The sequence below is a fragment of the Pseudomonas syringae CC1557 genome, from assembly GCF_000452705.1.
GTDB classification, from domain to species: domain Bacteria; phylum Pseudomonadota; class Gammaproteobacteria; order Pseudomonadales; family Pseudomonadaceae; genus Aquipseudomonas; species Aquipseudomonas syringae_F.
On record NZ_CP007014.1, the window covers coordinates 358,825 to 384,006 of the forward strand.

25 protein-coding genes are annotated in these 25,182 nt (G+C 59.8%); 19 read left to right on the top strand and 6 right to left on the bottom strand.

Annotated elements, in window-relative coordinates; translation table 11 throughout:
- Nucleotides 1-69 precede the first annotated feature (69 nt).
- Nucleotides 70-1,122, top strand: coding sequence for an AAA family ATPase (locus N018_RS01680; RefSeq protein ID WP_025388694.1), 1,053 nt, complete (start codon nucleotides 70-72; stop codon nucleotides 1,120-1,122).
- On the top strand, nucleotides 1,082-1,702 hold the full coding sequence (locus tag N018_RS01685; RefSeq protein ID WP_195757164.1) for a hypothetical protein: 621 nt from the start codon (nucleotides 1,082-1,084) through the stop codon (nucleotides 1,700-1,702). Before N018_RS01680 ends, N018_RS01685 begins: the two co-directional genes overlap by 41 nt.
- A 66-nt stretch (nucleotides 1,703-1,768) precedes the next feature.
- Here N018_RS01685 and rsmD read toward each other — a convergent pair whose 3' ends face one another.
- The 3 genes from rsmD to N018_RS01700 are packed head-to-tail and all read right to left on the bottom strand — an operon-like array spanning nucleotide 1,769 to nucleotide 5,204.
- Entirely contained in the window at nucleotides 1,769-2,353 is a 585-nt protein-coding gene (rsmD, locus tag N018_RS01690; RefSeq protein WP_024645170.1) for a 16S rRNA (guanine(966)-N(2))-methyltransferase RsmD, read from the bottom strand.
- Nucleotides 2,353-3,855 (bottom strand): M16 family metallopeptidase, encoded by a 1,503-nt coding sequence (locus N018_RS01695; RefSeq protein WP_025388696.1) that lies wholly within the window; start codon nucleotides 3,853-3,855, stop codon nucleotides 2,353-2,355. The genes rsmD and N018_RS01695 overlap by 1 nt, the downstream gene beginning before the upstream one ends.
- The gene (locus N018_RS01700; RefSeq protein ID WP_024645172.1) at nucleotides 3,852-5,204 is read right to left on the bottom strand and encodes a M16 family metallopeptidase; all 1,353 of its coding nucleotides are present in this window, start codon (nucleotides 5,202-5,204) and stop codon (nucleotides 3,852-3,854) included. Before N018_RS01700 ends, N018_RS01695 begins: the two co-directional genes overlap by 4 nt.
- 256 nt (nucleotides 5,205-5,460) lie before the next feature.
- Here N018_RS01700 and ftsY point away from each other — a divergent pair, with 256 nt between their 5' ends.
- The 4 genes from ftsY to rpoH all read left to right on the top strand — a co-directional run bounded on the left by ftsY (nucleotide 5,461) and on the right by rpoH (nucleotide 9,641).
- Nucleotides 5,461-6,969 carry a signal recognition particle-docking protein FtsY gene (ftsY, locus tag N018_RS01705; RefSeq protein WP_025388697.1) on the top strand — a complete coding sequence of 503 codons (1,509 nt, stop codon included), beginning with the start codon at nucleotides 5,461-5,463 and terminating at the stop codon, nucleotides 6,967-6,969.
- The gene (ftsE, locus tag N018_RS01710; protein WP_003379871.1) at nucleotides 6,966-7,637 is read left to right on the top strand and encodes a cell division ATP-binding protein FtsE; all 672 of its coding nucleotides are present in this window, start codon (nucleotides 6,966-6,968) and stop codon (nucleotides 7,635-7,637) included. The genes ftsY and ftsE overlap by 4 nt, the downstream gene beginning before the upstream one ends.
- Complete coding sequence (ftsX, locus tag N018_RS01715) at nucleotides 7,634-8,668, top strand: permease-like cell division protein FtsX (RefSeq protein ID WP_024645174.1); 1,035 nt, start codon at nucleotides 7,634-7,636, stop codon at nucleotides 8,666-8,668. Before ftsE ends, ftsX begins: the two co-directional genes overlap by 4 nt.
- A gap of 118 nt (nucleotides 8,669-8,786) precedes the next feature.
- Entirely contained in the window at nucleotides 8,787-9,641 is an 855-nt protein-coding gene (gene rpoH, locus N018_RS01720) for an RNA polymerase sigma factor RpoH (protein WP_003402233.1), read from the top strand.
- Between the two features lie 286 nt (nucleotides 9,642-9,927).
- On the opposite strand, the gene mtgA is transcribed toward rpoH, so the two are convergent.
- Nucleotides 9,928-10,638 carry a monofunctional biosynthetic peptidoglycan transglycosylase gene (gene mtgA / locus N018_RS01725; protein WP_024645175.1) on the bottom strand — a complete coding sequence of 237 codons (711 nt, stop codon included), beginning with the start codon at nucleotides 10,636-10,638 and terminating at the stop codon, nucleotides 9,928-9,930.
- Between the two features lie 81 nt (nucleotides 10,639-10,719).
- Between mtgA and N018_RS01730 the strand changes: the two genes are divergently transcribed.
- From N018_RS01730 to trmB, 4 genes are all read left to right on the top strand, one after another.
- The gene (locus N018_RS01730; RefSeq protein ID WP_024645176.1) at nucleotides 10,720-11,100 is read left to right on the top strand and encodes a DUF423 domain-containing protein; all 381 of its coding nucleotides are present in this window, start codon (nucleotides 10,720-10,722) and stop codon (nucleotides 11,098-11,100) included.
- A gap of 110 nt (nucleotides 11,101-11,210) precedes the next feature.
- Nucleotides 11,211-11,411 carry a sulfur carrier protein ThiS gene (thiS, locus tag N018_RS01735; protein ID WP_024645177.1) on the top strand — a complete coding sequence of 67 codons (201 nt, stop codon included), beginning with the start codon at nucleotides 11,211-11,213 and terminating at the stop codon, nucleotides 11,409-11,411.
- A 52-nt stretch (nucleotides 11,412-11,463) separates the two neighbouring features.
- Nucleotides 11,464-12,258 carry a thiazole synthase gene (locus N018_RS01740; RefSeq protein WP_024645178.1) on the top strand — a complete coding sequence of 265 codons (795 nt, stop codon included), beginning with the start codon at nucleotides 11,464-11,466 and terminating at the stop codon, nucleotides 12,256-12,258.
- 97 nt (nucleotides 12,259-12,355) lie between these two features.
- Nucleotides 12,356-13,003 (top strand): tRNA (guanosine(46)-N7)-methyltransferase TrmB, encoded by a 648-nt coding sequence (trmB, locus tag N018_RS01745; protein ID WP_229631596.1) that lies wholly within the window; start codon nucleotides 12,356-12,358, stop codon nucleotides 13,001-13,003.
- 61 nt (nucleotides 13,004-13,064) lie between these two features.
- On the opposite strand, the gene N018_RS01750 is transcribed toward trmB, so the two are convergent.
- Nucleotides 13,065-14,123, bottom strand: a complete 1,059-nt coding sequence (locus tag N018_RS01750) for a hypothetical protein (protein ID WP_024645180.1) — start codon at nucleotides 14,121-14,123, stop codon at nucleotides 13,065-13,067.
- A 190-nt stretch (nucleotides 14,124-14,313) separates the two neighbouring features.
- Nucleotides 14,314-14,826 carry a dihydrofolate reductase gene (locus N018_RS01755; RefSeq protein ID WP_024645181.1) on the bottom strand — a complete coding sequence of 171 codons (513 nt, stop codon included), beginning with the start codon at nucleotides 14,824-14,826 and terminating at the stop codon, nucleotides 14,314-14,316.
- A 110-nt stretch (nucleotides 14,827-14,936) separates the two neighbouring features.
- On the opposite strand from N018_RS01755, the gene N018_RS01760 reads away from it, so the two are divergent.
- The 9 genes from N018_RS01760 to N018_RS01800 all read left to right on the top strand — a co-directional run bounded on the left by N018_RS01760 (nucleotide 14,937) and on the right by N018_RS01800 (nucleotide 25,180).
- Nucleotides 14,937-16,316 (top strand): DUF2868 domain-containing protein, encoded by a 1,380-nt coding sequence (locus tag N018_RS01760; protein WP_025388698.1) that lies wholly within the window; start codon nucleotides 14,937-14,939, stop codon nucleotides 16,314-16,316.
- Nucleotides 16,309-17,697, top strand: a complete 1,389-nt coding sequence (locus tag N018_RS01765) for a GTPase/DUF3482 domain-containing protein (RefSeq protein ID WP_025388699.1) — start codon at nucleotides 16,309-16,311, stop codon at nucleotides 17,695-17,697. The genes N018_RS01760 and N018_RS01765 overlap by 8 nt, the downstream gene beginning before the upstream one ends.
- 310 nt (nucleotides 17,698-18,007) lie before the next feature.
- Entirely contained in the window at nucleotides 18,008-18,601 is a 594-nt protein-coding gene (betI, locus tag N018_RS01770; RefSeq protein WP_024643500.1) for a transcriptional regulator BetI, read from the top strand.
- A 106-nt stretch (nucleotides 18,602-18,707) separates the two neighbouring features.
- The gene (gene betB / locus N018_RS01775) at nucleotides 18,708-20,180 is read left to right on the top strand and encodes a betaine-aldehyde dehydrogenase (protein WP_024643499.1); all 1,473 of its coding nucleotides are present in this window, start codon (nucleotides 18,708-18,710) and stop codon (nucleotides 20,178-20,180) included.
- 141 nt (nucleotides 20,181-20,321) lie between these two features.
- The gene (gene betA, locus N018_RS01780) at nucleotides 20,322-22,028 is read left to right on the top strand and encodes a choline dehydrogenase (protein WP_024643498.1); all 1,707 of its coding nucleotides are present in this window, start codon (nucleotides 20,322-20,324) and stop codon (nucleotides 22,026-22,028) included.
- Nucleotides 22,029-22,249: 221 nt separating this feature from the next.
- A complete protein-coding gene (locus N018_RS01785; protein ID WP_024643497.1) occupies nucleotides 22,250-22,768 on the top strand; it encodes an RNA polymerase sigma factor in 519 nt (172 codons plus the stop codon).
- The gene (locus tag N018_RS01790) at nucleotides 22,765-23,748 is read left to right on the top strand and encodes a FecR domain-containing protein (protein ID WP_024643496.1); all 984 of its coding nucleotides are present in this window, start codon (nucleotides 22,765-22,767) and stop codon (nucleotides 23,746-23,748) included. Before N018_RS01785 ends, N018_RS01790 begins: the two co-directional genes overlap by 4 nt.
- A gap of 119 nt (nucleotides 23,749-23,867) precedes the next feature.
- Nucleotides 23,868-25,001 (top strand): PepSY-associated TM helix domain-containing protein, encoded by a 1,134-nt coding sequence (locus tag N018_RS01795; RefSeq protein WP_025388700.1) that lies wholly within the window; start codon nucleotides 23,868-23,870, stop codon nucleotides 24,999-25,001.
- Nucleotides 24,998-25,180: a hypothetical protein gene (locus tag N018_RS01800; protein ID WP_024643494.1), complete on the top strand. Its 183-nt coding sequence runs from the start codon at nucleotides 24,998-25,000 to the stop codon at nucleotides 25,178-25,180. The genes N018_RS01795 and N018_RS01800 overlap by 4 nt, the downstream gene beginning before the upstream one ends.
- The last annotated feature ends 2 nt before the right edge of the window (nucleotides 25,181-25,182 follow it).

Here is a 25,182-nt window from a genome sequence, read left to right on the forward strand (position 1 = left end):
GAGTGCTACACATCAGGCCGGTCAAGCGATACTGTTCGCTTTCTGAATTTACGCATAAGGAAACCTCTGATGCTCAAGACACTGAGCGTTAAAAATCTCACGGTTTTCCGAGAGCTGAACCTCATTTGTAGCCCCGGCCTCAATGTCATCGTCGGGGAGAACGGAATGGGTAAAACCCATTTACTTAAAATTGCTTATGCGCTGATTGCTACAAGCGCTGAGGCAGCGAAAAAAGCGAGCTTGGCTGAGCCCACCAAGACTTACCTGCAGAAAGCCTATGCTGAGAAACTCACAGGCGTATTCAGGCCTGAGTCGGTTGGCAGGCTTGCACGTCGCAAGCAAGGCCGTGACAGATGCGAAGTTTCATTGGCCTTTGACGACATAGCTCTGGACACAGCTGTCAGTTTTGCGACCAGTGCCAAAACAGACGTTCAGATAGAAAAGCTCCCGGAAAAGTGGGACAAGCAGAGCCCGCTTTATCTGCCGACTCGTGAACTGTTGACGATATATCCTGGTTTTGTCTCTGTTTATGAAGGGCATTATCTTGAATTTGAGGAGACGTGGCGTGATACATGCCTGCATCTCGGTTCGCCCACCCTAAAAGGGCCTCGGGAAAAATGGGCAGCTCAGATATTGCAGCCAATTGAGCAAGCCTTGGGTGGCAAAGTGGTTCTGGACAACAGCGGTCGCTTTTACCTGAATATGCCAGGCAAGGGCTCCATGGAGATGCCTCTGGTCGCTGAAGGGCTGAGGAAGCTGGCAATGCTTGCCCGTCTGATTGCCACAGGCTCTGTTCTCGACAAGGGGTATCTTTTCTGGGACGAGCCGGAAGCGAATCTCAATCCTCGTCTGATCCGCCTGGTTGCCAACGTCATACATGAACTGGCAAGTCAGGGCGTGCAGATATTCATTGCGACCCATAGCTTCTTTTTACTCAAAGAGCTCGATCTGCTCTCGAGACAAAAACCTTTTCCACTCCAGTACTGGGGGCTTAAAAGAGAGGAGGGTGTCGAGGGCGTCTCGGTCGAGCAAGTGGATGCTTTAGACGGTCTTTCAAAATTGGTCATGCTGGATGAGGAACTTGCTCAGTACGATCGTGAGTTGCACATTGCCAATGGTTGATGTTGTTGAGGGAAAACTGACTTTCTCATTTGGTGATGACTGGAAGGTCATCAAGTTCGATGAGACTGTCTGGTATAGCGAGCGCATGAAGCGAAGTCTTAAAGGTATGGATATTCTGGCCACCCGGGAAAATCGCCATTGGTGGATAGAAATCAAGGACTGCCTTGGTTATGAGCCAGACAACCTGCCGAGAATGTCAGGTGCGATTCCCGCCTCTGTCACCCTGACCAAAGGGTGGCTTGATACGCAGTCGTTTGCCAGAGAAGTAAACGTGCAGCGTCGGAAGCTGTTTATTATTGACGAGGTGATGCAGAAGTTTCGAGATACTTTGGTTTCTGTTGTGGTGGCACACAGGGAAAATGATGGCGAGTTATCTGCTTTTACGCCACCGGCCAAAGAGGGTCATAGTTTGGTGATAGTGCTGCTTTTAGCGTGGTCGTCGAGAGACTATGGTCGTTTGGCGGCTCGTCTGAAGCTCAAGCTGGATATGGCTTTAAAGCCATACGGATTGATAGGCTTTGTAGTGAGTGAGGTCAGCAGGGTCCCAGGGCTCGAATTAACGGTAAATAGAAGCGTTTGACAGGCTGTCTGGTCTCCGGCGCAGCCAATGTTCACGGACGTATCATTAGACGTCCGTGAACGTTTATTACCCCCGCTGCCACAACGCGTAGTAAACCTGCCCCGCCTTCTTCTCGCGATGCAGGCGCCAGCTGCCGGGCAGGCCGAGGGTCGACGGTGGTGTCTCGCTCTCGGTATAGACCCAGGCGTTGTCGGCCAGCCAGCCACGGGTTTCCAGCAGGTTGCAGGCGGATGCCAGCAAGCCCTGATGGAAGGGCGGGTCGAGGAAGACCAGGTCGAAAGGCGTTGCCACGGATGTTTCCAGGTGGCGCAGGGCGTCGGTCTGGGAAACCTGGCCACTGGTGCAGTTCAGGGCGTTGAGGTTCTGGCGCAGGCTGGCGATGGCAGCGGCGTTGCTGTCCAGCGCCAGGCCCATGCTGGCACCCCGCGACAGGGCCTCGAAAAACAGCGCGCCGCTGCCGGTGAAGACGTCCAGTACCCTGGCGCCGGCAATGTAAGGCGCGAGCCAGTTGAACAGGGTTTCGCGCACGCGATCCGGCGTCGGGCGCAGGCCGGGGGCGTCCGGGAACGTCAGGCGGCGGCTGCCCCATTCTCCCCCGATGATGCGAAGCTGACCCAGGCCGTTATGGCCCTTCGGACGTGGATTGGCCATCAGTGTTCCGGGACCCCTACAGGTTGGCGGGTGGGTGTGTCGGTCGGTGCAGGCAATGGCTTCTGCTCGACAGTCGGGCCGACCGTGACGATGACCATCTTGTCGGCACTCAAATGCTTGCTCATCGCCGCCTTGACCTGTTCGACCGTCACGCTCTGGGCGGCGGCCATGTAGTCTTCCAGGTACGTCAGCGGCAGGTCGTAGAAGCCGATGGCACCCAACTGGCCGACGATTGCCGAGTTACTGGCGGCGGTGAGCGGGAAGCTGCCAGTCAGTTCGCGCTTCACGTCATCGAGCTCTTTCTGAGTCGGACCGTTGGCAAGAAAGTCGCGGACGATGTCCTGCACCAGTTTGAGCGTGTTTTCACTCATCTCGGCACGGGTTTGCAGGCCGATCATGAATGGGCCTGCCACCTGCATGGCGGTAAAGCCGGACGATACGCCATAGGTCAGGCCGCGTTTTTCACGCACCTCGGTCATCAGTCGGCTGCCAAAACCGCCACCGCCGAGTACCGAGTTACCAACGGTCAGTGCAGCGTAATCCGGGTCGTTACGGTCGATGCCCAGTTGCGCAAGCATCAGGTGGGTCTGATTAGAAGCAAACTCGATGTGCGTCGGACCGGCCTTGGGTTCGACCGGAACGGGGACCTTGGCCAGCGCCGGGCCTTTTGGCAGCGAGGCGGAAACCTGGGCTGCAATGGCTTGCGCCTCGTCACGGGACAGGTCGCCGACCAGGGCGATCACCGCATTGCCAGCTGCATAACCCTTGGCGTGGAAGGCCTTGAGCTGAGCAAGCGTAATGGCATTGATGCTCTTGACATCACCTTCGCTCGGGTGAGCATAGGGATGATCACCGTACAGGCGCTTGAACAGCTCATTGGTGCCGATAGCGGCCGGGCTCTGCTTCTGGCTTTCGAGGCTGTCGATCAACTGGTTCTTGATGCGCGTCAGCGAGTCGGCAGGGAAGGTGGGCTTGCCCACCACCTCGCCGAACAGCTTCAAGGCCGGATCACGCTTGTCGACCGCGCTAAGGCTGCGCAGCGAGGCAACGGCCATGTCGCGGTAGGAACCGTTGCCGAAGTCCGCGCCCAGGCCTTCGAAACCCTGAGCAATGGCGCTGACATCCTTGCCTTTCACGCCTTCATTGAGCATGGCGTTGGTGAGCAGGGCGATACCCGGTGATTTCTGGTCCTGGCTGCTGCCAGCGGCAAAGATCAGGCGCATGTCGAACATCGGCAGCTCGCGCGACTCGACGAACAGGACCTTGGCGCCTTCGGCGGTCTTCCAGGTCTGGATGTTCAGCGCGCGGCGGGCCGGTGCCTTGCCGTCCAGTTCCTTGAGGGTTTGCAGGTTACTGCCCAGTGCCGGTGTGGTTTGAGCGGCCTGGGTTGGCTCGGTAACAGCGGCGTTATCGGCCAGCACCGGCTGGGCGACAAAGGCACCGAGTGAACCGGCCAGGATCAGGCCGAGCAGCGCATGACGTGAAGCGTTGCGCTTGATCATTTGGCTTTCTCCTCAGGCAAAACGTGCGCAACGCTGAGGCGCTCACGGGTGAAATAGGTATTGGCAGCTTTCTGAATGTCCTGCGGCGTCACGCTTTGCAGCGCCTCAAGTTCGTTGTCCATCAGCTTCCAGGACAGGCCGACGGTTTCCAGCTCGCCGATCATGGTCGCCTGGCTGGTGATCGAATCACGCTCGTACACCACTCCGGCGATGACTTGAGCCCTTACACGCTCTAGCTCTTCTGCGGACGGTGCCTTGGTTTTCAGGTCATTAAGCAGGCGCCAGATTCCGGCTTCGACATCGGCCAGTGTCTTCTTCTTTTGTGTGTTCGGCGTGGCGCTGATCATGAACAGGCTGTCACCGCGGGCAAAGGCGTCGTAGCGCGAGGAGGCGCCAGAGACCAGCTCTTCGCCACGTTCCAGTCGTGCCGGAATGCGCGCGCTGTAGCCACCGTCGAGCAGGGCAGCGATCAGGCGCAGGGCGTTGGCCGAACGTGGATCTTCAGCAGTGGCGACGCTTGGCACGTTGAAGCCGTAAATCAGGCTCGGTAACTGGGTTTTGACGTGCAGGGTAATCTTGCGCTCGCCGGGTTCGGCCAGCTCAAGCGGTTTTTTCGAAGGCGGCACGTCGCGACGCGGGATCGGCCCGAAGAAGCGCTCTGCCAGCGCCTTGACCTCATCCGGCTGCACGTCACCGACCACCACCAGTGTGGCGTTGTTCGGGGTGTACCAGGATTCGTACCAGTGGCGCAGTTCTTCGACTTTCATGCGTTCCAGGTCTGCCATCCAGCCAATGGTTGGCGTGTGATAGCCGCTGGCCGGGTAGGCCATCGCCTTGAAGCGTTCGAACGCCTTGCCCATCGGCTTGTCATCGGTGCGCAGGCGGCGTTCTTCCTTGATGACTTCGATCTCGCGACTGAATTCGTCAGGCGGCAGTTTCAGCGTCGCCATGCGATCGGCTTCCAGCTCCAGCGCCACGCTCAGGCGGTCACGGGCCAGCACCTGATAGTAGGCGGTGTAGTCATCGCTGGTGAAGGCGTTTTCTTCGGCGCCCAGATCGCGCAGAATCAGCGAGGATTCTCCCGGCCCGGTCTTGCTGCTGCCTTTGAACATCATGTGTTCAAGCGCGTGGGACAGACCGGTCTGGCCCGGCGTCTCGTAGCTGGAGCCGACCTTGTACCAGATCTGGGAAACCACCACGGGAGCGCGGTGATCTTCACGGACAACGACCTTCAGGCCATTGTCGAGGGTAAATTCGTGGGTCGGTTGCGGGTCAGCAGCCAATGCAGTCAAAGGCAGACAAACTGTGCTGAGCAGCAGGCCTGCGGCGCGGCGGGCTAGAGCATTCATTCGTAGTTCGAACCTGTAGGACGGCCCGCGTGAACTTAGCGTCGGCGGGCGCGGGGGTGTTAGGATACTGATCCGTTTGCTTCAGAGACAGCCTTCACTGGCCGATTGCGAGTGAAACCTGTCTGAAACGCAGGTAAAGGTAGCTGCACAAGCGACCGTTGAGTGAACAAGAAGTCCTAAACGCAGTCTGTTTTGCATGTCAGAATTTTTCCGGGTCGCCCTCTGGCGTCCCGCAACCTTGAGATAGCCGTCCTCCATGTTTGGTTCCAACGACGACAAGAAGACCCCAGCTGCGGCTGGAGAGAAGAAAGGCCTGTTCGGATGGCTGCGCAAGAAGCCGCAGGAAGCCGAGCCAACGCCACCCGAATCGACCCCGACGCAGCCTGACCCGATTGTCGAAACGACGCCGCAGGTTGAATCTCCTGTTGCCTCGCAGTCAGTGCCGGAGGCCATGGCCGAATCTGCCGCTCCTGCGCCGCAAACTCAGGTCGAGCCGGGTGCGCCGTCGCCGCAGCCATGGCTGACCTTGCCGGTAGCGGAAGAGCCGGTAGCGCTGAGTGATGACCGTGCGCCGCATGTCACACCGGTAATCCCGGAGCAGAGCCATTTTTACAAAAGCCCTGAGCCGCAAGTAGCTGAACCGGTCGAGGCCGAGCCAGTCATTGCCGAGCCTGTAGCCGACATTACGCCGATCAGCGTTGCCACACCGGAAGCCGCTCAGCCAGAACTCGCCCAGCCAGCAGCATTGGCAGCTTTGGTCGTGCCGCCTGTTCAGGAAACCACTCCTGTTCCCGCGCCCGTTCCTGCTCCGGTACAAGAGCCTGAAAGCGCCAAGGTCGGCTTCTTTGCCCGCCTCAAGCAAGGGCTGTCGAAAACCAGCGCCAGTATTGGCGAAGGCATGGCCAGTCTGTTTCTGGGCAAGAAAGCTATCGATGATGACCTGCTGGAAGAAATCGAAACCCGTCTGTTGACGGCAGATGTCGGTGTCGAGGCTACTTCGGTCATTATTCAGAGCCTGACCCAGAAAGTCGCCCGTAAGCAGTTGACCGACGCTCAGGCGTTGTACACCTCGTTGCAGGGTGAACTGGCCGCGATGCTCAAGCCTGTCGAGCAGCCATTGGTGATCAAGGCTGAACAGAAGCCGTTCGTGATTCTGGTGGTGGGCGTCAACGGCGCGGGCAAGACCACGACCATCGGCAAGCTGGCCAAGAAGCTGCAGCTGGAAGGCAAGAAAGTCATGCTGGCTGCTGGCGATACGTTCCGCGCCGCCGCTGTCGAGCAATTGCAGGTGTGGGGCGAGCGTAACCATATTCCGGTGATTGCCCAGCACACTGGCGCCGACTCGGCTTCGGTCATCTTCGATGCCGTTCAGGCTGCCAAGGCGCGTGGCATTGACGTATTGATCGCTGACACGGCCGGTCGTCTGCACACCAAGGACAACCTGATGGAGGAATTGAAGAAGGTGCGCCGCGTTATCGGCAAACTGGACGCCGATGCTCCTCATGAAGTGCTGCTGGTGCTTGATGCAGGCACTGGTCAAAACGCGATCAATCAGGCCAAGCAATTCAACCAGACCGTTACATTGACCGGGCTGGCACTCACCAAGCTGGATGGCACGGCCAAGGGCGGTGTGATTTTCGCTCTGGCCAAGCAGTTCGGGCTGCCTATTCGTTATATCGGTGTAGGAGAAGGGATCGACGATCTGCGGACCTTCGAAGCCGAACCCTTTGTTCAGGCTCTGTTTGCGGAGCGGGAGCGTCCATGATTCGATTCGAGCAGGTCGGTAAGCGCTATCCGAATGGACACGTCGGGTTGCATGAACTGAGCTTTCGAGTACGTCGCGGCGAGTTTCTGTTTGTCACCGGTCACTCCGGTGCTGGCAAAAGCACGCTGCTGCGCCTGTTGCTGGCCATGGAGCGCCCGACAACCGGCAAGCTGATGCTGGCAGGCCAGGATCTCGGGCAGATCAGCAATGCGCAGATCCCGTTCCTGCGCCGCCAGATCGGCGTAGTGTTCCAGAATCACCAATTGCTGTTCGACCGCACGGTGTTCAACAACATTGCGTTGCCGTTGCAGATCCTTGGCCTGTCCAAGCCCGAGATTGCCAAGCGCGTCGATTCGGCACTTGAGCGCGTGGCGCTGTCGGACAAGTCCGATCTGTACCCCGGCGACCTGTCTACAGGTCAGCAGCAGCGTGTCGGCATTGCCCGCGCCATCGTTCATCGTCCAGCACTGCTGCTGGCCGATGAACCGACCGGTAACCTCGATCCACGCCTGGCCGCGGAAATCATGGGCGTTTTTGAAGACATCAACCGACTGGGGACCAGCGTGCTGATCGCCAGTCACGACCTGGCGTTGATTGCCCGCATGCGCCATCGCATGCTGACCCTGCAACGCGGACGCCTGATCGGTGACGGGGAGGCTGGGGTATGAGTGCTACACGTAGCCCCAAGGTGTCGGAACGCGTCGCGCCCAAGGCGGCTGACCCGTTGCCGCCGAAAAAGAACAAACAGCGTCACGACCACGATGATGACGGCCCGGACTTCAGCATGTTGCTGTCGGCCTGGCTGGAAAGCCATCGCTCCAGTCTGGTAGACAGCCTGCGTCGTCTGGGCAAACAGCCTATCGGCAGTTTCTTTACCTGTCTGGTCATGGCGATTGCCCTGAGCCTGCCAATGGGCCTGTCATTACTGCTGAGCAATGTCGAGCGTCTTGGCGGTTCATGGCAGCGTGCTGCGCAGATATCCATCTACCTCAACCTGGATGCCAGCTCTGCTGACGGCACGCGAATGCGTGACGAGATCAAAGCGATGCCCGGCGTGGCCGATGCCGAGTACATCAGCAGCGATCAGGCACTGAAAGAGTTCCAGCAGCAGTCCGGTCTGGGCGAGGCGCTCAAGGAACTGCCGGAAAACCCGCTCCCGGGCGTGGTGCTGGTAACACCGGATGAAGTTGACAAGCCTGCGCTGGAGGCCTTGCGTACCCGGCTTGCTGGGCTGCCGAAGGTACAGCAGGCGCAACTGGACCTGCTCTGGGTTGAAAGGCTGGCAGCGATCCTTAAACTGGGCGATCGATTCGTCTTCGGCTTGACGGTTCTGCTGGTATCGGCTTTGCTGTTGGTGATTGGTAACACGATACGTCTGCACATCGAAAACCGCCGCACCGAAATCGAAGTCATCAAGCTGGTAGGCGGTACAGACAGCTACGTGCGCAGGCCCTTTCTTTATATGGGCGCGCTGTATGGTTTCGGGGCAGGGATCCTGTCATGGGGCGTACTGGCGTATGGTCTGGACTGGCTGAATGGTGCGGTTGTCGGGCTGGCAGGTCTGTATGGCAGCGACTTCTCGCTGGCAGGTGTACCGATGGCCGATGGTTTTTCGCTCTTGCTTGGAGCGGTTCTGTTAGGGTATATCGGTGCCTGGATTGCGGTCGCCCGTCACCTGCGTGAGCTGGCGCCCCGATAGAGCATCAATATTGTTTCACCAGATTGGCTTCTGAAAATCAAGGAACTTGGTTAGCGGTTCCGGGTCAATCTGGCTAGTGCTGAACTGCACATCACATGTGCGCTGGAGGTTTTTTCGTATGACCACTTCTTTGCAACCTGCTTATGCTTTAGTCCCGGGTGCGAACCTTGAGGCCTATGTGCAGACGGTCAACAGCATTCCCTTGCTGACGCCCGAGCGGGAGCGTGAACTGGCTGAGAGTCTCTACTATGAGCAGGATCTGGACGCGGCCCGACAAATGGTCCTCGCCCACCTGCGCTTTGTTGTGCACATCGCTCGCAGTTATTCGGGTTACGGTCTGGCTCAGGCTGACCTGATCCAGGAAGGCAACGTCGGCCTTATGAAGGCCGTGAAGCGCTTCAATCCGGAAATGGGCGTGCGTCTGGTTTCCTTTGCAGTGCACTGGATCAAGGCCGAGATTCACGAGTTCATCCTGCGCAACTGGCGCATCGTCAAGGTCGCCACCACCAAGGCGCAGCGCAAGCTGTTCTTCAACCTGCGCAGCCAGAAGAAGCGTCTTGCCTGGCTGAACAACGATGAAGTACATCGCGTGGCTGAAAGCCTGGGCGTAGAACCGCGTGAAGTTCGCGAAATGGAAAGCCGTTTGACGGGCCATGACATGGCCTTCGACCCGGCAGCCGAAGCGGATGACGACAGCGCGTTCCAGTCGCCAGCCAATTATCTGGAAGACCACCGGTACGACCCGGCGCGTCAACTGGAAGATTCTGACTGGACTGACAACTCCACCGCCAATCTGCATCAGGCGCTGGACGTACTGGATGAGCGCAGCCGCGACATCCTCTACCAGCGCTGGCTGGCAGAAGAAAAAGCCACGCTGCACGACCTGGCGCAGAAGTACAACGTCTCCGCCGAGCGTATTCGCCAGCTGGAAAAAAGCGCGATGAACAAGCTCAAGACGTCGATAGCTGCGTAAGGCTACCCGGCAACGAAAAACGCCCCGAGATGATCGGGGCGTTTTTGTTTGCGGGTATGGCTATCAGCTATCGTGCGACGCTCTGCGTCGGCATGCCGTTCTGGACGCTCCGCGTCCTCTTTGTGATGCAGCGCGTCACGAACTGCGTAAGTAATGAGTGCAGGAGCGAACTTGTTCGCGAAAGAGCTCTAGCAGTCGCAGAAGATTTGGCGTTCAAAACGATGCCTTCGCGAACAAGTTCGCTCCTGCAAAAGCCCCTCGTTCACATTGAAACGGAGCGCAAACATCACCACCGACGACTGCTGTTCAATCCCTGCAGATAATCATTGCCACCCAATTGACGCATCTGCTGGCGAATCCAGCCAGCGCGGCGCGAGACGTAGCTGCTGGGGTGGCTGGCGCTCCATTGGCGGGGGTTGGGCAGGACGGCGGCGAGGTAGCTGGCTTGTTGGACCGACAGGGCGCTGGCGTTGGTGCGGAAGTGATGCTGCGCGGCAGCCTGCGCGCCGAAAACGCCTTCATCCCATTCGACGCTGTTCAGGTACACCTCAAGGATGCGTTCCTTGGACCACAGCAGTTCGATGAGCATCGTGAACCAGGCTTCAAGCCCTTTACGCAAGTAGCTGCGGCCCGACCACAAAAACAGGTTTTTCGACACCTGCTGGCTCAGGGTGCTGGCGCCACGGATCGAGCCGCCTTGCTCGTTATGCAGAATCGCCGCCTGAATCGCATCGACATCAAACCCCCAGTGCTCGGCAAATTTCTGATCTTCGCCGGCAATCACCGCAATTTTCAGGTTGTCAGAGATCTTGTCCCACGGTTCCCAGTCGCGTTGCAGGTCGATGGGCTCGCCGTCAAACCACGATTCGACCTTGCGTTCGACCATCAACGCCGAGCCCGGTGGCGGTACCCAGCGCAGGACCAGAACCACAAGAACGCTGCCCGCGGCGAACCACAGCAGGGCTTTGACGATGCGACGAAGAATAATTTGCAGCATAAGAGATGGCTTGGCCGAACCCGTTGAGCGGGCCATTATACAGACCGTGCGCCTTTCGACGATTTTTCCCTGGAGTTCCTGATGCTGCGTAGCTTTTTGATGTTGGCCGCCTTCTTCGGTTTTACCGGCGTGGCATTGGGTGCGTTTGCGGCTCACGGCCTGAAAGAACGCCTGAGCGCCGAGTATCTGGCTGTTTTTCATACCGGTGTGCTTTATCAACTGGTCCACGCGCTGGCCTTGCTCGGTGTGGCAATACTGGCAACGCAGGTCCCCGGACGTCTTGTCACCTGGGCCGGGTTCTCGTTCGCCATCGGCATTCTGCTGTTCTCCGGCAGCCTGTACGCGCTGACGCTGACGGGTATCAGCAAGCTGGGCATCATCACGCCGTTCGGTGGTCTGGCGTTTCTGTTTGGCTGGTCGATGCTGGGGCTGGCGGCCTGGAGGCTGGGTTCTGCTGATTGATGGCCGCTTGAGCGACACGTCGCGCTTGAGACGAATGGCGTGGCTTTGCCTTGGTCATACCGGCTGATCGGGCTAGAATGCTGGCCCCCTAAAATGATGGCTGCTCTCGCATGCACATTCAGTTGAACGGTGAACCCTTTGAATTGCCCGATGGCGAGACCGTCGCGGCGTTATTGACCCGCCTGGACCTTGCCGGACGCCGGGTTGCGGTGGAGCTGAACCTGGATATCGTGCCGCGCAGCCAGCATGCAGCAACGGCTCTGCGCGAAGGCGATCAGGTCGAAGTGGTGCATGCCATCGGTGGCGGCTAGTTCGCACTCGCACTGCCCCCAACCCCAATCTGCACGTCAAAGAGGATTCCCGATGAGCAATGTTCGCAGCGACAAGCCTTTCGTCCTGGCCGGCCGGACTTTCGAGTCACGCCTGCTGGTGGGCACCGGCAAGTACATCGACATGGAGCAGACCCGTCTGGCCATCGAAGCCTCCGGTGCTGAAATCGTCACCGTTGCCGTGCGCCGCACCAACCTGGGCCAGAACCCGGGCGAGCCGAATCTGCTCGACGTGCTGCCGCCGGACCGTTACACCATTTTGCCGAACACCGCTGGCTGCTTCGATGCGGTCGAGGCCGTGCGCACCTGCCGCCTGTCTCGTGAACTGCTCGACGGGCGCAATCTGGTCAAGCTGGAAGTGCTGGCGGATCAGAAAACCCTGTTCCCGAATGTCATCGAAACCCTCAAGGCCGCCGAGATACTGGTCAAGGACGGTTTCGACGTCATGGTCTACACCAGCGATGACCCGATCATCGCCCGCCAACTGGCTGGAATCGGCTGCATCGCGATCATGCCGCTGGCCGGTCTGATTGGCAGCGGTCTGGGCATCTGCAATCCGTACAACCTGCAGATCATTCTGGAAGAAACAAAAGTACCGGTGCTGGTCGATGCCGGGGTCGGCACTGCGTCCGACGCCACCATTGCGATGGAGCTGGGTTGTGAGGCGGTACTGATGAACTCGGCCATCGCCCATGCTCAACAACCGGTCATGATGGCTGAAGCCATGAAGCACGCTGTAATTGCCGGTCGTCTGGCGTACCTCGCCGGGCGCATGCCACGAAAACTCTATGCCAGCGCATCTTCGCCGCTGGATGGCCTGATCAAGTAAGAGCCCGTTGATGACTGATTCGCACGTTCCGCACCCAGAGTCGCCTGCTACCGAAGAAGGCGAAGAGCGCCCGCACCGCCGCATCAAGAGTTTCGTGATGCGTGCCGGTCGCATGACCGAAGGCCAGCAGCGTGGTCTGGATCAGGGCCGCCCGCTGTTCGGCCTGGAGTTGACTGACGCGCCGGTGGACTTCGATCAGGTGTTCGGCCGCTCTGCGCCACGCACACTGGAAATCGGTTTCGGTATGGGCCACTCGCTGCTGGAAATGGCAGCGGCTGCCCCCGAACAGGATTTCATCGGCGTTGAAGTGCATTACCCGGGCGTGGGCGCGCTGCTCAATGGTGTGCTGACCCAAGGGCTGACCAACGTGCGCGTCTACGATTGCGACGCCATCGAAGTGCTGAACCGCTGCATTGCCGATAACAGCCTTGATCGACTGATGCTGTTCTTCCCGGACCCGTGGCACAAGAGCCGTCACCACAAGCGCCGTATCGTGCAGCCCGAGTTCGCCGCACTGGTGCGCAGCAAGCTGAAGGTTGGCGGGGTGTTCCATATGGCCACCGATTGGGGCCCTTACGCGGAATACATGCTGGAAGTGATGAGCGTGGCGCCTGGCTATCGCAATCAGGCCGAAGACAACCAGTACGTGCCGCGGCCTGCGGAACGGCCGATCACCAAGTTCGAACGCCGTGGTGAAAAACTCGGCCACGGTGTCTGGGACCTGAAGTTCGAGAAAGTCGATTGAATGTGCTGATCGTGCCCACTCATTTGGGCACGATCCTGCAACACGAAGCATATCCCGCCGCTTACTGAATCTCGTCCGGCTTTACGATCACCCAGTTCTTGTCTGCGGTCACCGGCAACTTCTCTTTGGCCTGGGCTTCGGCGTTGGTCTTGATCATGCCGTTGAGCTGAGTCATGTACTTGTCCTTGCGGTTGATCCACAAGTGCACGCCGCCCTTGCTGACATCCACGCTGTGAAACAGCATGTAGCCGTCGCTGGTCGGGGTGTCGCCGCCAACCAGTACCGGTTTTTTCCACTGATCGATGTAGGTCAGAATCGCGGCCTGCTTGCCGGCCATCCAGGTTGCCGGTGTCCACAGGTAAGGCGTCAACTCCAGGCCCATGTTGCTTTTCGGATCATACTTGCCAGCGGTGATCTGCTTGCGTGCGGTGGTCAGTTCGCCTGTCTTGCGGTCCTTGAGCAGCGTGGTCACGCCGATCACGTTCTGTGGTTTGACGTTGTAGCCATACTTCGGATCGGCAGCGACCATGCGCACCAGTTCTTCGGACGCGGCGGTCATCACATAGACCTCGATGCCGTTTTCCATCAGCTTGTTGTACAGCTCGGTCTGCCCGGTGAACACGCGTGGCGGCTCGACGTTGAGTTGCTTGACGGTGTCGCCGTCGTAATAGGTCGCCGGGATCGGTTTTTTCAGAGCCATCAGCTCATCGACGTAGCCTTTCAGTTCCTGAAGCGTGAAGCCGGAAAACACTTGCGCAACCCACGGGTAGCAGACCATGTCGTCTATTTCGCAAAGACGATAGTAGTAGCTGAACAGGCTTTCCTTGTGCTCGGCGGTGTCTTTGAAGGGGATCAGCTTCAGCGAGGGATCGAGTTTTTCGCGGGTAATCAGCCCTTTGTTTTCCATGTACGGCAGCAGCGATTCTTCGAGATCGAAGCGGTAGCTGGTGTTGTCCATGTCGAAGACCGCGTAATTGCCCTTGTTGGCATTTGCCGCAATCATCGCATTGAGCGCTTTGGCGGCAGGCTCGGGCCAATGCTTCAGTTCGGTGGCCGCGATGGCCTGGCTGGCAAGCCCCAGGCAGACGGCGGCAGCCAGCAGTTTTGGCACGAGTTTCATAGGCAATTTCCCCTTGTCGAAAAAACGAAGGGGCAGACCGTAACAAATTATTGTGAAGGCAAAAGTACGTCAGCGACCCGAAAAAGGCCAAAAGACGTCGTTTGCCCCTTTATTTGCGAAGTCGAAACCAAAAACGACACTTTTGTTGCAGTTTTTCCTCAGCGGCCGCAGTTGCGCCGAAAAACGCTGATCAGACGCGTTCCCAGACTTCGAAGTTGTAAGCAGGCTTGTCATCGACGGCGGCGTTTTCGGTGTTCGATACCAATGCCCACTGCGTCGTATCGAATTCCGGAAACCACGCATCACCCTCAGGGCTCAGTGCCACGCGCGTCAGGTACAGACGATCCGCCTGCGCCAGGCCTTGGGCATACAGTTGCGCGCCGCCGATCAGCATCACTTCATCGACGCCCTGTTCCTTTGCCCATTGTTCGGCGCGTACCACGGCGGCCTCCAATGAAGAGAAGACTTCCGCGCCTTCCAGTTGCAGGTCCGTCTGACGGCTGACCACCAGGTTCAGGCGGCCGGGCAGGGGGCGGCCCAGCGAGTCCCAGGTCTTGCGACCCATGATGATCGGCTTGCCGAGCGTTGTGGCCTTGAAATATTTGAAATCCCCCGGCAAATGCCAGGGCATGGAATTGTCGACGCCGATCACTCGGTTTTCACCGAGGGCGGCAATCAGGCTGAGCGGGAGATGAGTTTTCATGAGTGTGAGGATATCAGAGGTCCCGGGGCGGGCGAATGAACTGATACGCGCCGTGCTCAGTCCGATGACAGCGGTTATGCTCACCGCAGCATTCAATCAAGAGACGCCGTGTGACTGCACTGACCCCACTCGATACCCTCTGGCTGACCGAAGCCGTGCGTCTGCGTGAACAGCAGGCTGGCGCGCTGGATGACCAGGAAGCCAACCGCCGTGCCCGCGCCGCCGGAGGTGACCTGACTGCCCGCATCACGCACCGCGCCCTTGGGCTGGCGGAACGCGACGGCATGCTTGCGGCGCTGCATCGCTGGAAGCAGGGTGCGCGTCTGGCATTGATGGCGATGGCCGTGCTGGCCGTCATCAGCGGGGCAGGGCTGGCCTTCGCCGCGATGGGGGACGGACAGACACCGGTCAACGTGTTCTGGGCGCTGGGCAGCCTGCTGGGGCTGAACCTGGTGATGTTGGCGAGCTGGGCGCTGGGCTTGATCGCTGCCGGGCGCAGTAATAGCGGGCTTGGCCGTGTGTGGCTGTGGCTGAGCGAAAAGCTCGCCCGCGACGCTCAGGCAGCGCAACTCGCGCCGGCGCTGGTTCTGCTGTTGCAACGCAAACGCCTGAATCGCTGGGTGCTGGCGCTGGTCGTCCACAGTCTGTGGCTGCTGGCGTTGCTCAGTGCGCTGGTAGTGCTGCTGATGCTGATGGCGACCCGGCGCTACGGCTTTGTCTGGGAAACCACGATCCTGAGCAGCGACACCTTTGTCAGCCTGACTCAGACCCTCAGTACCCTTCCGGCGTGGCTGGGCTTCAGCGTGCCGGACGAAACCATGATCCGCGCGAGCGGCAATGGCGCGCTGAGTATCGAGAATGCGCGGCAGGCTTGGGCGGCCTGGCTGGTGAGTGTGTTGCTGGTGTACGGCATCCTGCCGCGTCTGGTGCTGGCGGTGTTCTGCCTGTGGCGCTGGAAGCGCGGGCGGGCCGCGCTGGTGCTTGATCTTGAGTTGCCTGAATACCTTGAATTGCGTGAACGACTGATGCCCAGCAGCGAGCGTCTGGGCGTCAACGATGCCGAGCCTGCGGCGCTGCATCAGGTGCAGTCAGGCCTGGGGGCTGTTGAAAGCAACGGCGCCTTGTTGGTGGCGATCGAGCTGGATGATCAGCAGGTCTGGCCTCCGCAGTTGCCTTCGGGTGTCGCCAATGCCGGTGTTCTCGACAGCCGCGAGTCGCGCCAGAAGCTGCTCGAACAACTGACTCACTATCCGCCTGCACGCATGCTGATCGCCTGCGACCCGCGTCGCTCGCCGGACCGTGGCAGCCTGGCGTTGATCGCAGAACTGGCACGCTGCGCCGGAGCCACCCGCATCTGGCTGCTGCCTGCGCCTGCCGGGCAGACGCTCGACCCGGAGCGTCTGGATGACTGGCACGTCGCGCTGGATCAGTTACAACTTCCACGTACCGACAGCACGCCCTTGAACTGGCTGGAGACAGGTCATGAATGAAGTAGACGGCGTTCGTGCGATCAAGCTCGCCGTGGTCGGTCACACCAACGTCGGCAAGACCTCGTTGCTGCGCACATTGACCGGTGACGTGAGCTTTGGCGAGGTCTCCCATCGCCCCAGCACTACACGTCATGTAGAGGGCGCACGCCTTTCTGTGGATGGGCAGGCGCTGGTCGAGCTGTATGACACGCCCGGTCTGGAAGACGCCATTGCGCTGCTCGATTATCTGGATCGCCTGGATCGCCCTGGCGAACGGCTGGACGGTCCGGCGCGTTTGGCGCGTTTTCTGGAGGGCAGTGAAGCACGACAGCGTTTCGAACAGGAAGCCAAGGTCCTGCGCCAGCTACTCGACTCGGATGCGGGGCTGTATGTAATCGATGCGCGTGAACCGGTGTTGGCCAAGTACCGCGATGAGTTGGCAGTGCTGGCCAGTTGCGGCAAGCCATTGTTGCCCGTGCTGAATTTCGTCAGTACGCGTCAGCATCGTGAGCCCGAGTGGCGAGAAGCGCTTTCGCGTCTGGGCCTGCATGCGCTGGTGCGTTTCGACAGCGTGGCACCTCCCGAAGACGGGGGCCGGCGTCTGTATGAAAGTCTGGCATTGCTCTTGGAAAGCGCGCGGCCTCGGCTGGAGCGCTTGATTGAAGATCAGGAGCAACAACGTCGGGCCAGAAAGCACAGCGCGGCGCGCCTGATAGCCGAGCTGTTGATTGACTGTGCGGCCTGTCGGCGCAGCGTCGAGACCGCTCCGGAGCAGGAACAGCAGGCGGTGGAAGCGCTGCGCAAGGCTGTTCGCCAGCGTGAGCAGCAATGCGTCGAGGCGCTGCTCAAGCTGCATTCCTTTCGCAAGGACGATGTGTCTACCAGCGACTTGCCGTTGATGGATGGCCGTTGGGGCGATGATCTGTTCAATCCGGAAACCCTCAAGTTGATGGGCGTGCGCGTTGGTGGCGGTGTGGCCGCTGGCGCGGCGGCCGGGGCAGGGGTCGACCTGATGGTCGGTGGCGTAACGCTTGGCGCGGCGGCGCTGGTCGGGGCGATTGCGGGCGGTGCTCTGTTGACGGCGCGCAGTTACGGCGGACGGTTGCTGGGCAAGCTCATGGGGCGCAGGGAACTGACTGTGGACGATGCCGTGCTGCGCCTGCTCGCCCTGCGGCAGGGGCACTTGCTGCTGGCGCTGGGCGTCAGAGGTCACGCCGCCATCCACAGCATGGAATTGACCACGCCACAGGACAAGACCTGGCGCAAAGGCAAAATCCCCGAGCCCCTCTCCCGTGCCCGTGCCCACCCCCAGTGGTCGACGCTCAACCTGCATCCCAAGCCGAATCAGGGCGAGAGGCAGGAAGCAATCGATGAACTGGCAGATGTGGTGTTGCAGGACTGAGCCCTTGCAGCACTGAAGAGCGGACGCAGAGCGCCCAGAACTGCATACCGACGCAGAGCGTCGGCACGATAGTTACAGAACCATCGTTGTTCCGCTCGCGTGGGAACGTCTTGCGTGACGCTCCGCGTCACCAAATCTGCGCCGTACCGCACCCCAATCAGCCCCTCTATCAAGCGCTTTTCAACGTGCCGTTTGCCGCTGAAAACTCGCCGCTGATTTTTTATTGATTGATCGTTCAATAAAAAATCTTTAGACTGGTCCGGTCATTTCGATACAACGATCACTGCAGACAACCGGGAGATTCACGCCAATGCCCAAGGTCGGTATGCAACCCATCCGCCGCCAACAGCTGATCCAGGCCACGCTTACTGCGGTCGATCAGGTCGGCATGGGCGATGCCAGCATTGCCTTGATTGCCCGACTGGCAGGCGTCTCCAACGGCATCATCAGTCACTACTTTCAGGACAAGAACGGCCTGATTGCCGCGACGATGCGACACCTGATGAACGCCCTGATCCAGAACGTCCGCGAGCGCCGACAGGCGCTGACCGATGACAGCCCCAGGGCGCACCTGCAAGTGATCATCGAGGGCAACTTCGACGCCAGCCAGGTCAGCGGCCCGGCCATGAAAACCTGGCTGGCCTTCTGGGCGACCAGCATGCACCACCCGGCTCTGCACAGATTGCAGCGCATCAACGATCACCGTTTGTATTCGAACCTGTGCTGCCAGTTCCGTCGCGTTTTGCCACTGGAACAGGCACGCAACGCCGCCCGCGGGCTGGCAGCCCTGATCGACGGGTTGTGGCTGCGAGGCGCGCTTTCAGGCGATGCATTCGACACCGAGCAAGCGCAACGGATCGCTTACGAATACATGGACTTTCAACTGGCGAAATCGGTGAGCTAAGCGCTTTCGAAGCCCGCTCTCCGAACGACTGCATCAGCCTGTTGCCGACTCCATCCGGCACACTGAAATCAGTCATCGCCTCCCCCACTGAATTTGCGAGGACTTTATGGCCCGTTTTGAATTGCAGAAACTTTACATCGACGGCGGCTACGTTGACGCCAGCAACCCCGAGACGTTCGACGCCATCAACCCGGCGAACGGCGAAGTGCTTGCGCAGATCCAGCGTGCCGGCAAGGACGATGTCGAGCGTGCGGTAGTTGCGGCTGAAAAAGGCCAGAAAATCTGGGCCGCCATGACGGCTATAGAGCGTTCGCGAATCCTGCGCCGTGCCGTCGACATCCTGCGTGAGCGCAACGATGAGCTGGCCGCGCTGGAAACCCTGGACACCGGCAAGGCCATCTCTGAAACCCGCTACGTAGATATCGTGACCGGCGCCGACGTGCTGGAGTACTACGCAGGCCTGGTGCCCGCCATCGAAGGCGAACAGATCCCGCTGCGTGATTCCTCCTTCGTCTACACCCGCCGTGAGCCGCTGGGTGTGGTGGCTGGCATTGGCGCGTGGAACTACCCGATCCAGATCGCACTATGGAAATCCGCTCCAGCACTGGCGGCGGGCAACGCGATGATCTTCAAGCCAAGCGAAGTCACCTCGCTGACCACCTTGAAGCTGGCGGAAATCTACACCGAAGCGGGCGTGCCGAACGGCGTGTTCAACGTGTTGACCGGCAGCGGTCGTGAAGTCGGCACCTGGATCACCGAGCACCCGCGCATCGAGAAAGTCTCCTTCACGGGCGGCACTGACACCGGCAAGAAAGTCATGGCCAGTGCCTCGAGCTCGTCGCTCAAGGAAGTGACCATGGAACTGGGCGGCAAGTCGCCGTTGATCGTGTTCGACGATGCCGACCTGGATCGTGCCGCTGACATCGCGATGATGGCCAACTTCTACAGCTCGGGTCAGGTCTGCACCAACGGTACTCGCGTGTTTGTCCCGAACGCGCTGAAAGCCGAGTTCGAAGCGAAAATCCTGGAGCGTGTGAAGCGTATTCGTGCTGGTAACCCGGAAGACGAGAACATCAACTTCGGTCCGCTGGTCAGCTTCGAACACATGGAAAGCGTGCTGGGCTATATCGCCAAGGGCAAAGAGCAGGGCGCACGTCTGTTGTGCGGCGGCGATCGTCTGACCGGTGGTGTATTCGACAAGGGTGCCTATGTCGCGCCAACGGTGTTCACCGACTGCACCGACGAGATGACCATCGTGCGCGAGGAGATCTTTGGCCCGGTGATGAGCATCCTCGGTTATGACACAGAAGATGAAGTAGTGCGTCGCGCCAATGACACCGATTTCGGTCTGGCTGCTGGCATCGTGACCCGCGACCTGAACCGCGCCCACCGCGTGATTCATTTGCTGGAAGCCGGTATCTGCTGGATCAATGCCTGGGGCGAGTCGGCGGCACAAATGCCGGTCGGCGGCTACAAGCAGTCGGGTGTCGGTCGTGAGAACGGCATCAGCTCGCTGGCCCAGTACACGCGCATCAAATCTGTACAAATCGAACTGGGCGACTACGCCTCGGTTTTCTAAGCGCGATTCAAGTGGCACGTGGCACGCCTCAAGCAGACGCAATCCAGAGATGCTTGCCACACCCCATTTTCCACAAGTATCGCCTTGCTGCTTCTGCTTGCAGCCAAGGCTTGAGACTTGCAACTCTATGAGGGAGCCTCTATGACGACTCAATCCGAATACGACTACATCATCATTGGTGCCGGCTCTGCCGGCAACACCCTGGCAGCCCGTCTCACCGAAGACGCAGGCGTCACTGTTCTACTGCTCGAAGCCGGTGGTCCGGACTACCGTCTTGATTTCCGCACCCAGATGCCAGCCGCACTGGCGTTCCCGCTGCAAGGCCGTCGTTACAACTGGGCTTACGAGACCGAGCCAGAGCCGCACATGGACAACCGCCGTATGGAATGCGGTCGTGGCAAAGGCCTTGGCGGTTCGTCGCTGATCAACGGCATGTGCTACATCCGCGGCAACGCGATGGACTACGATGGCTGGGCCAAAGAGCCGGGTCTGGAAGACTGGAGCTACCTCGACTGCCTGCCGTACTTCCGCAAGGCCGAAACCCGTGATATCGGCCCGAACGATTACCACGGTGGCGAAGGTCCGGTCAGTGTGACCACGCCCAAGGCGGGTAACAACCCGCTGTTCCACGCGATGGTCGAGGCAGGTGTGCAGGCCGGTTTCCCGCGCACTGACGACCTCAACGGTTATCAGCAGGAAGGCTTTGGTCCGATGGACCGCACAGTGACCCCCAAAGGTCGTCGTGCCAGCACCGCACGTGGTTATCTGGACGAAGCGAAAAAGCGCTCGACCCTGAGCATTGTTACCCACGCCTTGACCGACCGTATCCTGTTCGAAGGCAAGCGTGCCGTCGGCGTGGCGTATCTGGTCGGCGACAGCGACACGCGTATTGAAGCGCGTGCCCGCAAGGAAGTGCTGCTGTGTGGCGGCGCCATCGCTTCGCCACAGATCCTGCAACGCTCCGGAGTCGGCCCTGCCGAACTGCTGAACAAACTCGACATTCCGGTGGTGCATGACCTGCCAGGCGTTGGCCAGAACCTTCAGGATCACCTGGAGATGTACCTGCAATATGCCTGCACCCAGCCCGTGTCGCTCTACCCGTCGCTGAAATGGTGGAACCAGCCTGCCATCGGTGCAGAGTGGATGTTTCTCGGCACCGGCATCGGCGCCAGCAACCAGTTCGAGGCGGGTGGTTTCATTCGCTCCAGCGAAGCGTTCGAATGGCCGAACATTCAGTATCACTTCCTGCCGGTCGCAATTAACTACAACGGCACCAAAGGTGTTCAGGAACACGGTTTCCAGGCGCACGTAGGTTCCATGCGCTCGCCAAGCCGTGGTCGCGTACACGTCAAGTCCAAGGACCCACGCGAGTACCCGAGCATCCTGTTCAACTACATGGCTTCGGAGCAGGACTGGCAGGAATTTCGCGACGGCATCCGCCTGACTCGCGAGATCATGCAGCAACCGGCGCTTGATCCGTACCGTGGCCGTGAAATCAGCCCCGGCATTGACGTGCAGTCCGATGAGGCGCTGGACCAGTTCGTGCGTGAGCATGCCGAAACGGCTTATCACCCGTCCTGCTCGTGCAAGATGGGCACTGACGAGATGGCGGTGGTCGATGGTCAGGGCCGCGTACATGGCATGCAGAATCTGCGTGTGGTCGATGCCTCGATCATGCCGATCATCACCACCGGCAACCTGAACGCACCGACGATCATGATCGCCGAGAAAATCGCCGACAAGATCCGCGGCCGCCAGCCGCTGCCACGCAGCACTGCCGACTACTTCGTTGCAGGCGACAAACCCGCACGCGGCAAGCCGCTGCGCGCGATCAGCCACCAGGCTTGATCTGATGACTGGCGTCCTCCCCGGACGCCAGTCGTTCCGCACGCTTCAGTGTGAATGCATTTCTCGAGGCTCTGCGTCGCAATGGACGCGGAGCATTGGCACGAGAGTCAGCACGATCCGAATCCTCCTTCTCCCGACAGACGCCAATTGCCACTACCCCTCCGCTCTGCCACAATCGCGAATGATTCTCTTTAGTTAGATCTTTCTCATCGAGGCCGTGCGTGTCATCAGTCCCAAGCGCTCATAGCGAAATCGTTGGTGCGTTGTATCGCGATCATCGCGGATGGCTGCTGGCCTGGCTTCGGCGCAATGTCGCTTGTCCACAACGTGCGCAAGACCTGAGTCAGGACACCTTCGTGCGCCTGCTGGGCCGGGATGAGTTGCATCCGCCTCGGGAGCCGCGCGCGTTTCTGGCGACCATCGCCAAGGGCCTGATGTTCGACTATTTCCGTCGTGCTGCGCTTGAGCAGGCTTATCTCGGGGAGTTGATGCAACTGCCGGAGGCCGAGCAGCCTTCGCCGGAACAACAGTTGCTGATTCTCGAAGACCTGAAAACCATCGACCGTCTGCTCGACACGTTGTCGAGCAAGGCACGCGCCGCATTTCTGTATAGCCGTCTCGACGGTTTGAGCCATGGCGAGATTGCCGAACTGCTTGGCGTCTCTGTGTCGCGGATCAGGCAATACCTGGCTCAGGCGTTGCGTCAGTGCTATGTGGCGCTCTACGGCGAGCCGACATGAGCACCAGACCTGTATCCGCCCGCGTGCTCGATGCTGCCATCCAGTGGCAACTGGATATGGATGGCACCCCTGGCAACAGTGCCGAACTCGCTCAATGGCTGGCTGCTGACGAAGAACATGCCAGAGCATGGCGTCAATTGGGCATGGTCAATCAACGATTCGCTCTGCCGGCAGGTCCGGCGCGCAAGGCGTTGCAGCAATCGCCTGGCACACTGCGTCAGAGCTTACGCAAGCTGGGCGGCGGTCTGGCGGTGATGTTTGTTGCGTTCGGTCTGGCACTGTTCATGGGTGATCGTTACCTGCCGGTGAATTACTGGCTTGCCGATCAACGTACGGCCACTGGCGAGCAACGCGAAGTACGCCTGGCGGATAACACCCTGATTCGTCTCAACACCCACAGCGCCATCGACGTGCGCTTCGACGCGCAGCAACGCCGGGTCATTTTGCAGGAGGGTGAAATGCTGGTGCAGACCGGTAACCACGATGATCCGCGTCCGTTCATCGTGGAGACGCCGGACGGCAGCATGCGCGCACTGGGTACGCGGTTTCTGGTCAGGCGTGAATCGGCCGGGACGTTGTTGAGCGTCTTGCAGTCGGCCGTGGCTGCCCACCCTCGCGACACGGCCGATGAACAGGTGCTGCGTGAGGGGCAGCAGATCCTGTTGACTCGCAACGGGCTGGGCCCGCTGCTCAGCATGCCTTCCGGCACCGATGCCTGGACTCGAGGCATGCTGGTGGTGGATAACGCCCGCCTGGCCGATCTGCTCGCCGAGCTGGGACGCTACCGTGCCGGCCATCTGGGTGTTGACCCGCAAGTCGCTGATTTGCGCATTACCGGCAGCTTTCCGCTGGCTGATACCGACCTGGCGCTCAAGGCGCTGCTGCCAACCCTGCCCGTGCAGATCGAGCAGCACACAAAATGGTGGGTCAGCGTGCAGGCCAGGGACGCCCAGGTTGACGCCACTCCGGCAAAACTCTGAAACACACCACTTCACGCTGCCAACGAATTGCCCCCTGACACTTTTCCGGTTTCATGCGGCTTGGTTTTACACGTCATTCAAGGGCACGCTCGGCGGTCCTCTTCGCCTGTGGATAATTCATGAAAAGCCAAACCGTGCGTCGCTGGTCCATCGTCCATACCTGGAGCAGCCTGATATGCACCCTGTTCCTGTTGATGCTGGCCATAACCGGCCTGCCGCTGATTTTTCATCATGAAATCGATCATCTGCTGGGCGACGCACCGCATTACCGGGAGATGCCTGCCGACACACCGCGACTGGACCTTGAGCAACTGGCGCGGGCTGCAGAAGCGCATCGCCCCGGCGAGGTGATGCAGTATTTTGGCTGGGATGACGAAGACCCCAACGGGGTGATGGCGATTACGGCTGCGACGGCAGGTACCGAGCCTAACTCATCCCACACCTTCGCCCTTGATTCGCGTACCGGCGAAGCCCTGGAAATGCCGTCGGCCAATGGCGGCTTCATGATGGTCATGCTGCGTCTGCATGTGGACATGTACGCCGAACTGCCCGGCAAACTGTTGCTGGCCTTCATGGGACTGCTGTTTGTAGTGGCCATCGTTTCCGGAACCGTGCTGTATTCACCCTTCATGCGCAAACTGGAGTTCGGGCAGGTAAGGGCCAACAAATCCCGACGCACGCGTTGGCTTGACCTGCACAACCTGATTGGCGTGGTGACGTTGACCTGGGCGCTGGTAGTCGGTGTAACGGGCGTGATCAGCGCTTGCGCCGACCTGTTGATTGCCTCATGGCGTAACGACGCGCTGGCAACCATGATTGCGCCGTACAAAGACGCGCCGCCCCTGACCCAGCGCGCTCCGGCGACACGCTTGCTGGAAATCGCCGAGTCGGCAGCGCCCGGCATGCAGGCCGACTTCATCGCCTTTCCCGGTACGCGCTTCTCCAGCGAGCATCATTACGCGGTGTTCCTCAAGGGCAACACCCATTTGACGGCACACCTCGCCACCCCCGTGCTGATCGACGCGCAGACCCTGCAAGTGACCGCCGTAGTCGAACGTCCCTGGTACATGGACGCTCTGGGCATGTCGCAACCTCTGCATTTCGGCGATTACGGCGGCATGCCGATGAAGGTGTTATGGGCGGTGCTGGATGTGCTGACCATCATCGTGCTCGGCAGCGGGGTTTACCTGTGGTGGGTCAGACGCCGCACCGCACGCTTGCCGAGCGCTGTTCAAGCCCGGGTGGCGCAATGAGTTCAAGGCCGTCACGGTTCTGGAAGACCTTTGCGATACCTGGCGTGCTGGCGTTGCTCATCGCTGTGGGCCTGTTCGCTGCGCTGCTGGGGGACGGCTGGTGGGACACGCTGGCCTGGTTGGGTATGGGGTGCGCCGCCGGGCTGAGTATCCGGGGGTTGCTGGTACGACGGGGCTGATT

Bases quoted from the DNA above. Each gene is read 5' to 3' on its own strand.
- N018_RS01680 (WP_025388694.1), top strand. From the start codon at position 70: ATGCTCAAGACACTGAGCGTTAAAAATCTCACGGTTTTCCGAGAGCTG.
- rsmD (WP_024645170.1), bottom strand. From the start codon at position 2,353: ATGGCCAATCCACGTCCGAAGGGCCATAACGGCCTGGGTCAGCTTCGC.
- N018_RS01695 (WP_025388696.1), bottom strand. From the start codon at position 3,855: ATGATCAAGCGCAACGCTTCACGTCATGCGCTGCTCGGCCTGATCCTG.
- N018_RS01700 (WP_024645172.1), bottom strand. From the start codon at position 5,204: ATGAATGCTCTAGCCCGCCGCGCCGCAGGCCTGCTGCTCAGCACAGTT.
- ftsY (WP_025388697.1), top strand. From the start codon at position 5,461: ATGTTTGGTTCCAACGACGACAAGAAGACCCCAGCTGCGGCTGGAGAG.
- ftsE (WP_003379871.1), top strand. From the start codon at position 6,966: ATGATTCGATTCGAGCAGGTCGGTAAGCGCTATCCGAATGGACACGTC.
- ftsX (WP_024645174.1), top strand. From the start codon at position 7,634: ATGAGTGCTACACGTAGCCCCAAGGTGTCGGAACGCGTCGCGCCCAAG.
- rpoH (WP_003402233.1), top strand. From the start codon at position 8,787: ATGACCACTTCTTTGCAACCTGCTTATGCTTTAGTCCCGGGTGCGAAC.
- mtgA (WP_024645175.1), bottom strand. From the start codon at position 10,638: ATGCTGCAAATTATTCTTCGTCGCATCGTCAAAGCCCTGCTGTGGTTC.
- N018_RS01730 (WP_024645176.1), top strand. From the start codon at position 10,720: ATGCTGCGTAGCTTTTTGATGTTGGCCGCCTTCTTCGGTTTTACCGGC.
- thiS (WP_024645177.1), top strand. From the start codon at position 11,211: ATGCACATTCAGTTGAACGGTGAACCCTTTGAATTGCCCGATGGCGAG.
- N018_RS01740 (WP_024645178.1), top strand. From the start codon at position 11,464: ATGAGCAATGTTCGCAGCGACAAGCCTTTCGTCCTGGCCGGCCGGACT.
- trmB (WP_229631596.1), top strand. From the start codon at position 12,356: ATGCGTGCCGGTCGCATGACCGAAGGCCAGCAGCGTGGTCTGGATCAG.
- N018_RS01750 (WP_024645180.1), bottom strand. From the start codon at position 14,123: ATGAAACTCGTGCCAAAACTGCTGGCTGCCGCCGTCTGCCTGGGGCTT.
- N018_RS01755 (WP_024645181.1), bottom strand. From the start codon at position 14,826: ATGAAAACTCATCTCCCGCTCAGCCTGATTGCCGCCCTCGGTGAAAAC.
- N018_RS01765 (WP_025388699.1), top strand. From the start codon at position 16,309: ATGAATGAAGTAGACGGCGTTCGTGCGATCAAGCTCGCCGTGGTCGGT.
- betI (WP_024643500.1), top strand. From the start codon at position 18,008: ATGCCCAAGGTCGGTATGCAACCCATCCGCCGCCAACAGCTGATCCAG.
- betB (WP_024643499.1), top strand. From the start codon at position 18,708: ATGGCCCGTTTTGAATTGCAGAAACTTTACATCGACGGCGGCTACGTT.
- betA (WP_024643498.1), top strand. From the start codon at position 20,322: ATGACGACTCAATCCGAATACGACTACATCATCATTGGTGCCGGCTCT.
- N018_RS01790 (WP_024643496.1), top strand. From the start codon at position 22,765: ATGAGCACCAGACCTGTATCCGCCCGCGTGCTCGATGCTGCCATCCAG.
- N018_RS01795 (WP_025388700.1), top strand. From the start codon at position 23,868: ATGAAAAGCCAAACCGTGCGTCGCTGGTCCATCGTCCATACCTGGAGC.
- N018_RS01800 (WP_024643494.1), top strand. From the start codon at position 24,998: ATGAGTTCAAGGCCGTCACGGTTCTGGAAGACCTTTGCGATACCTGGC.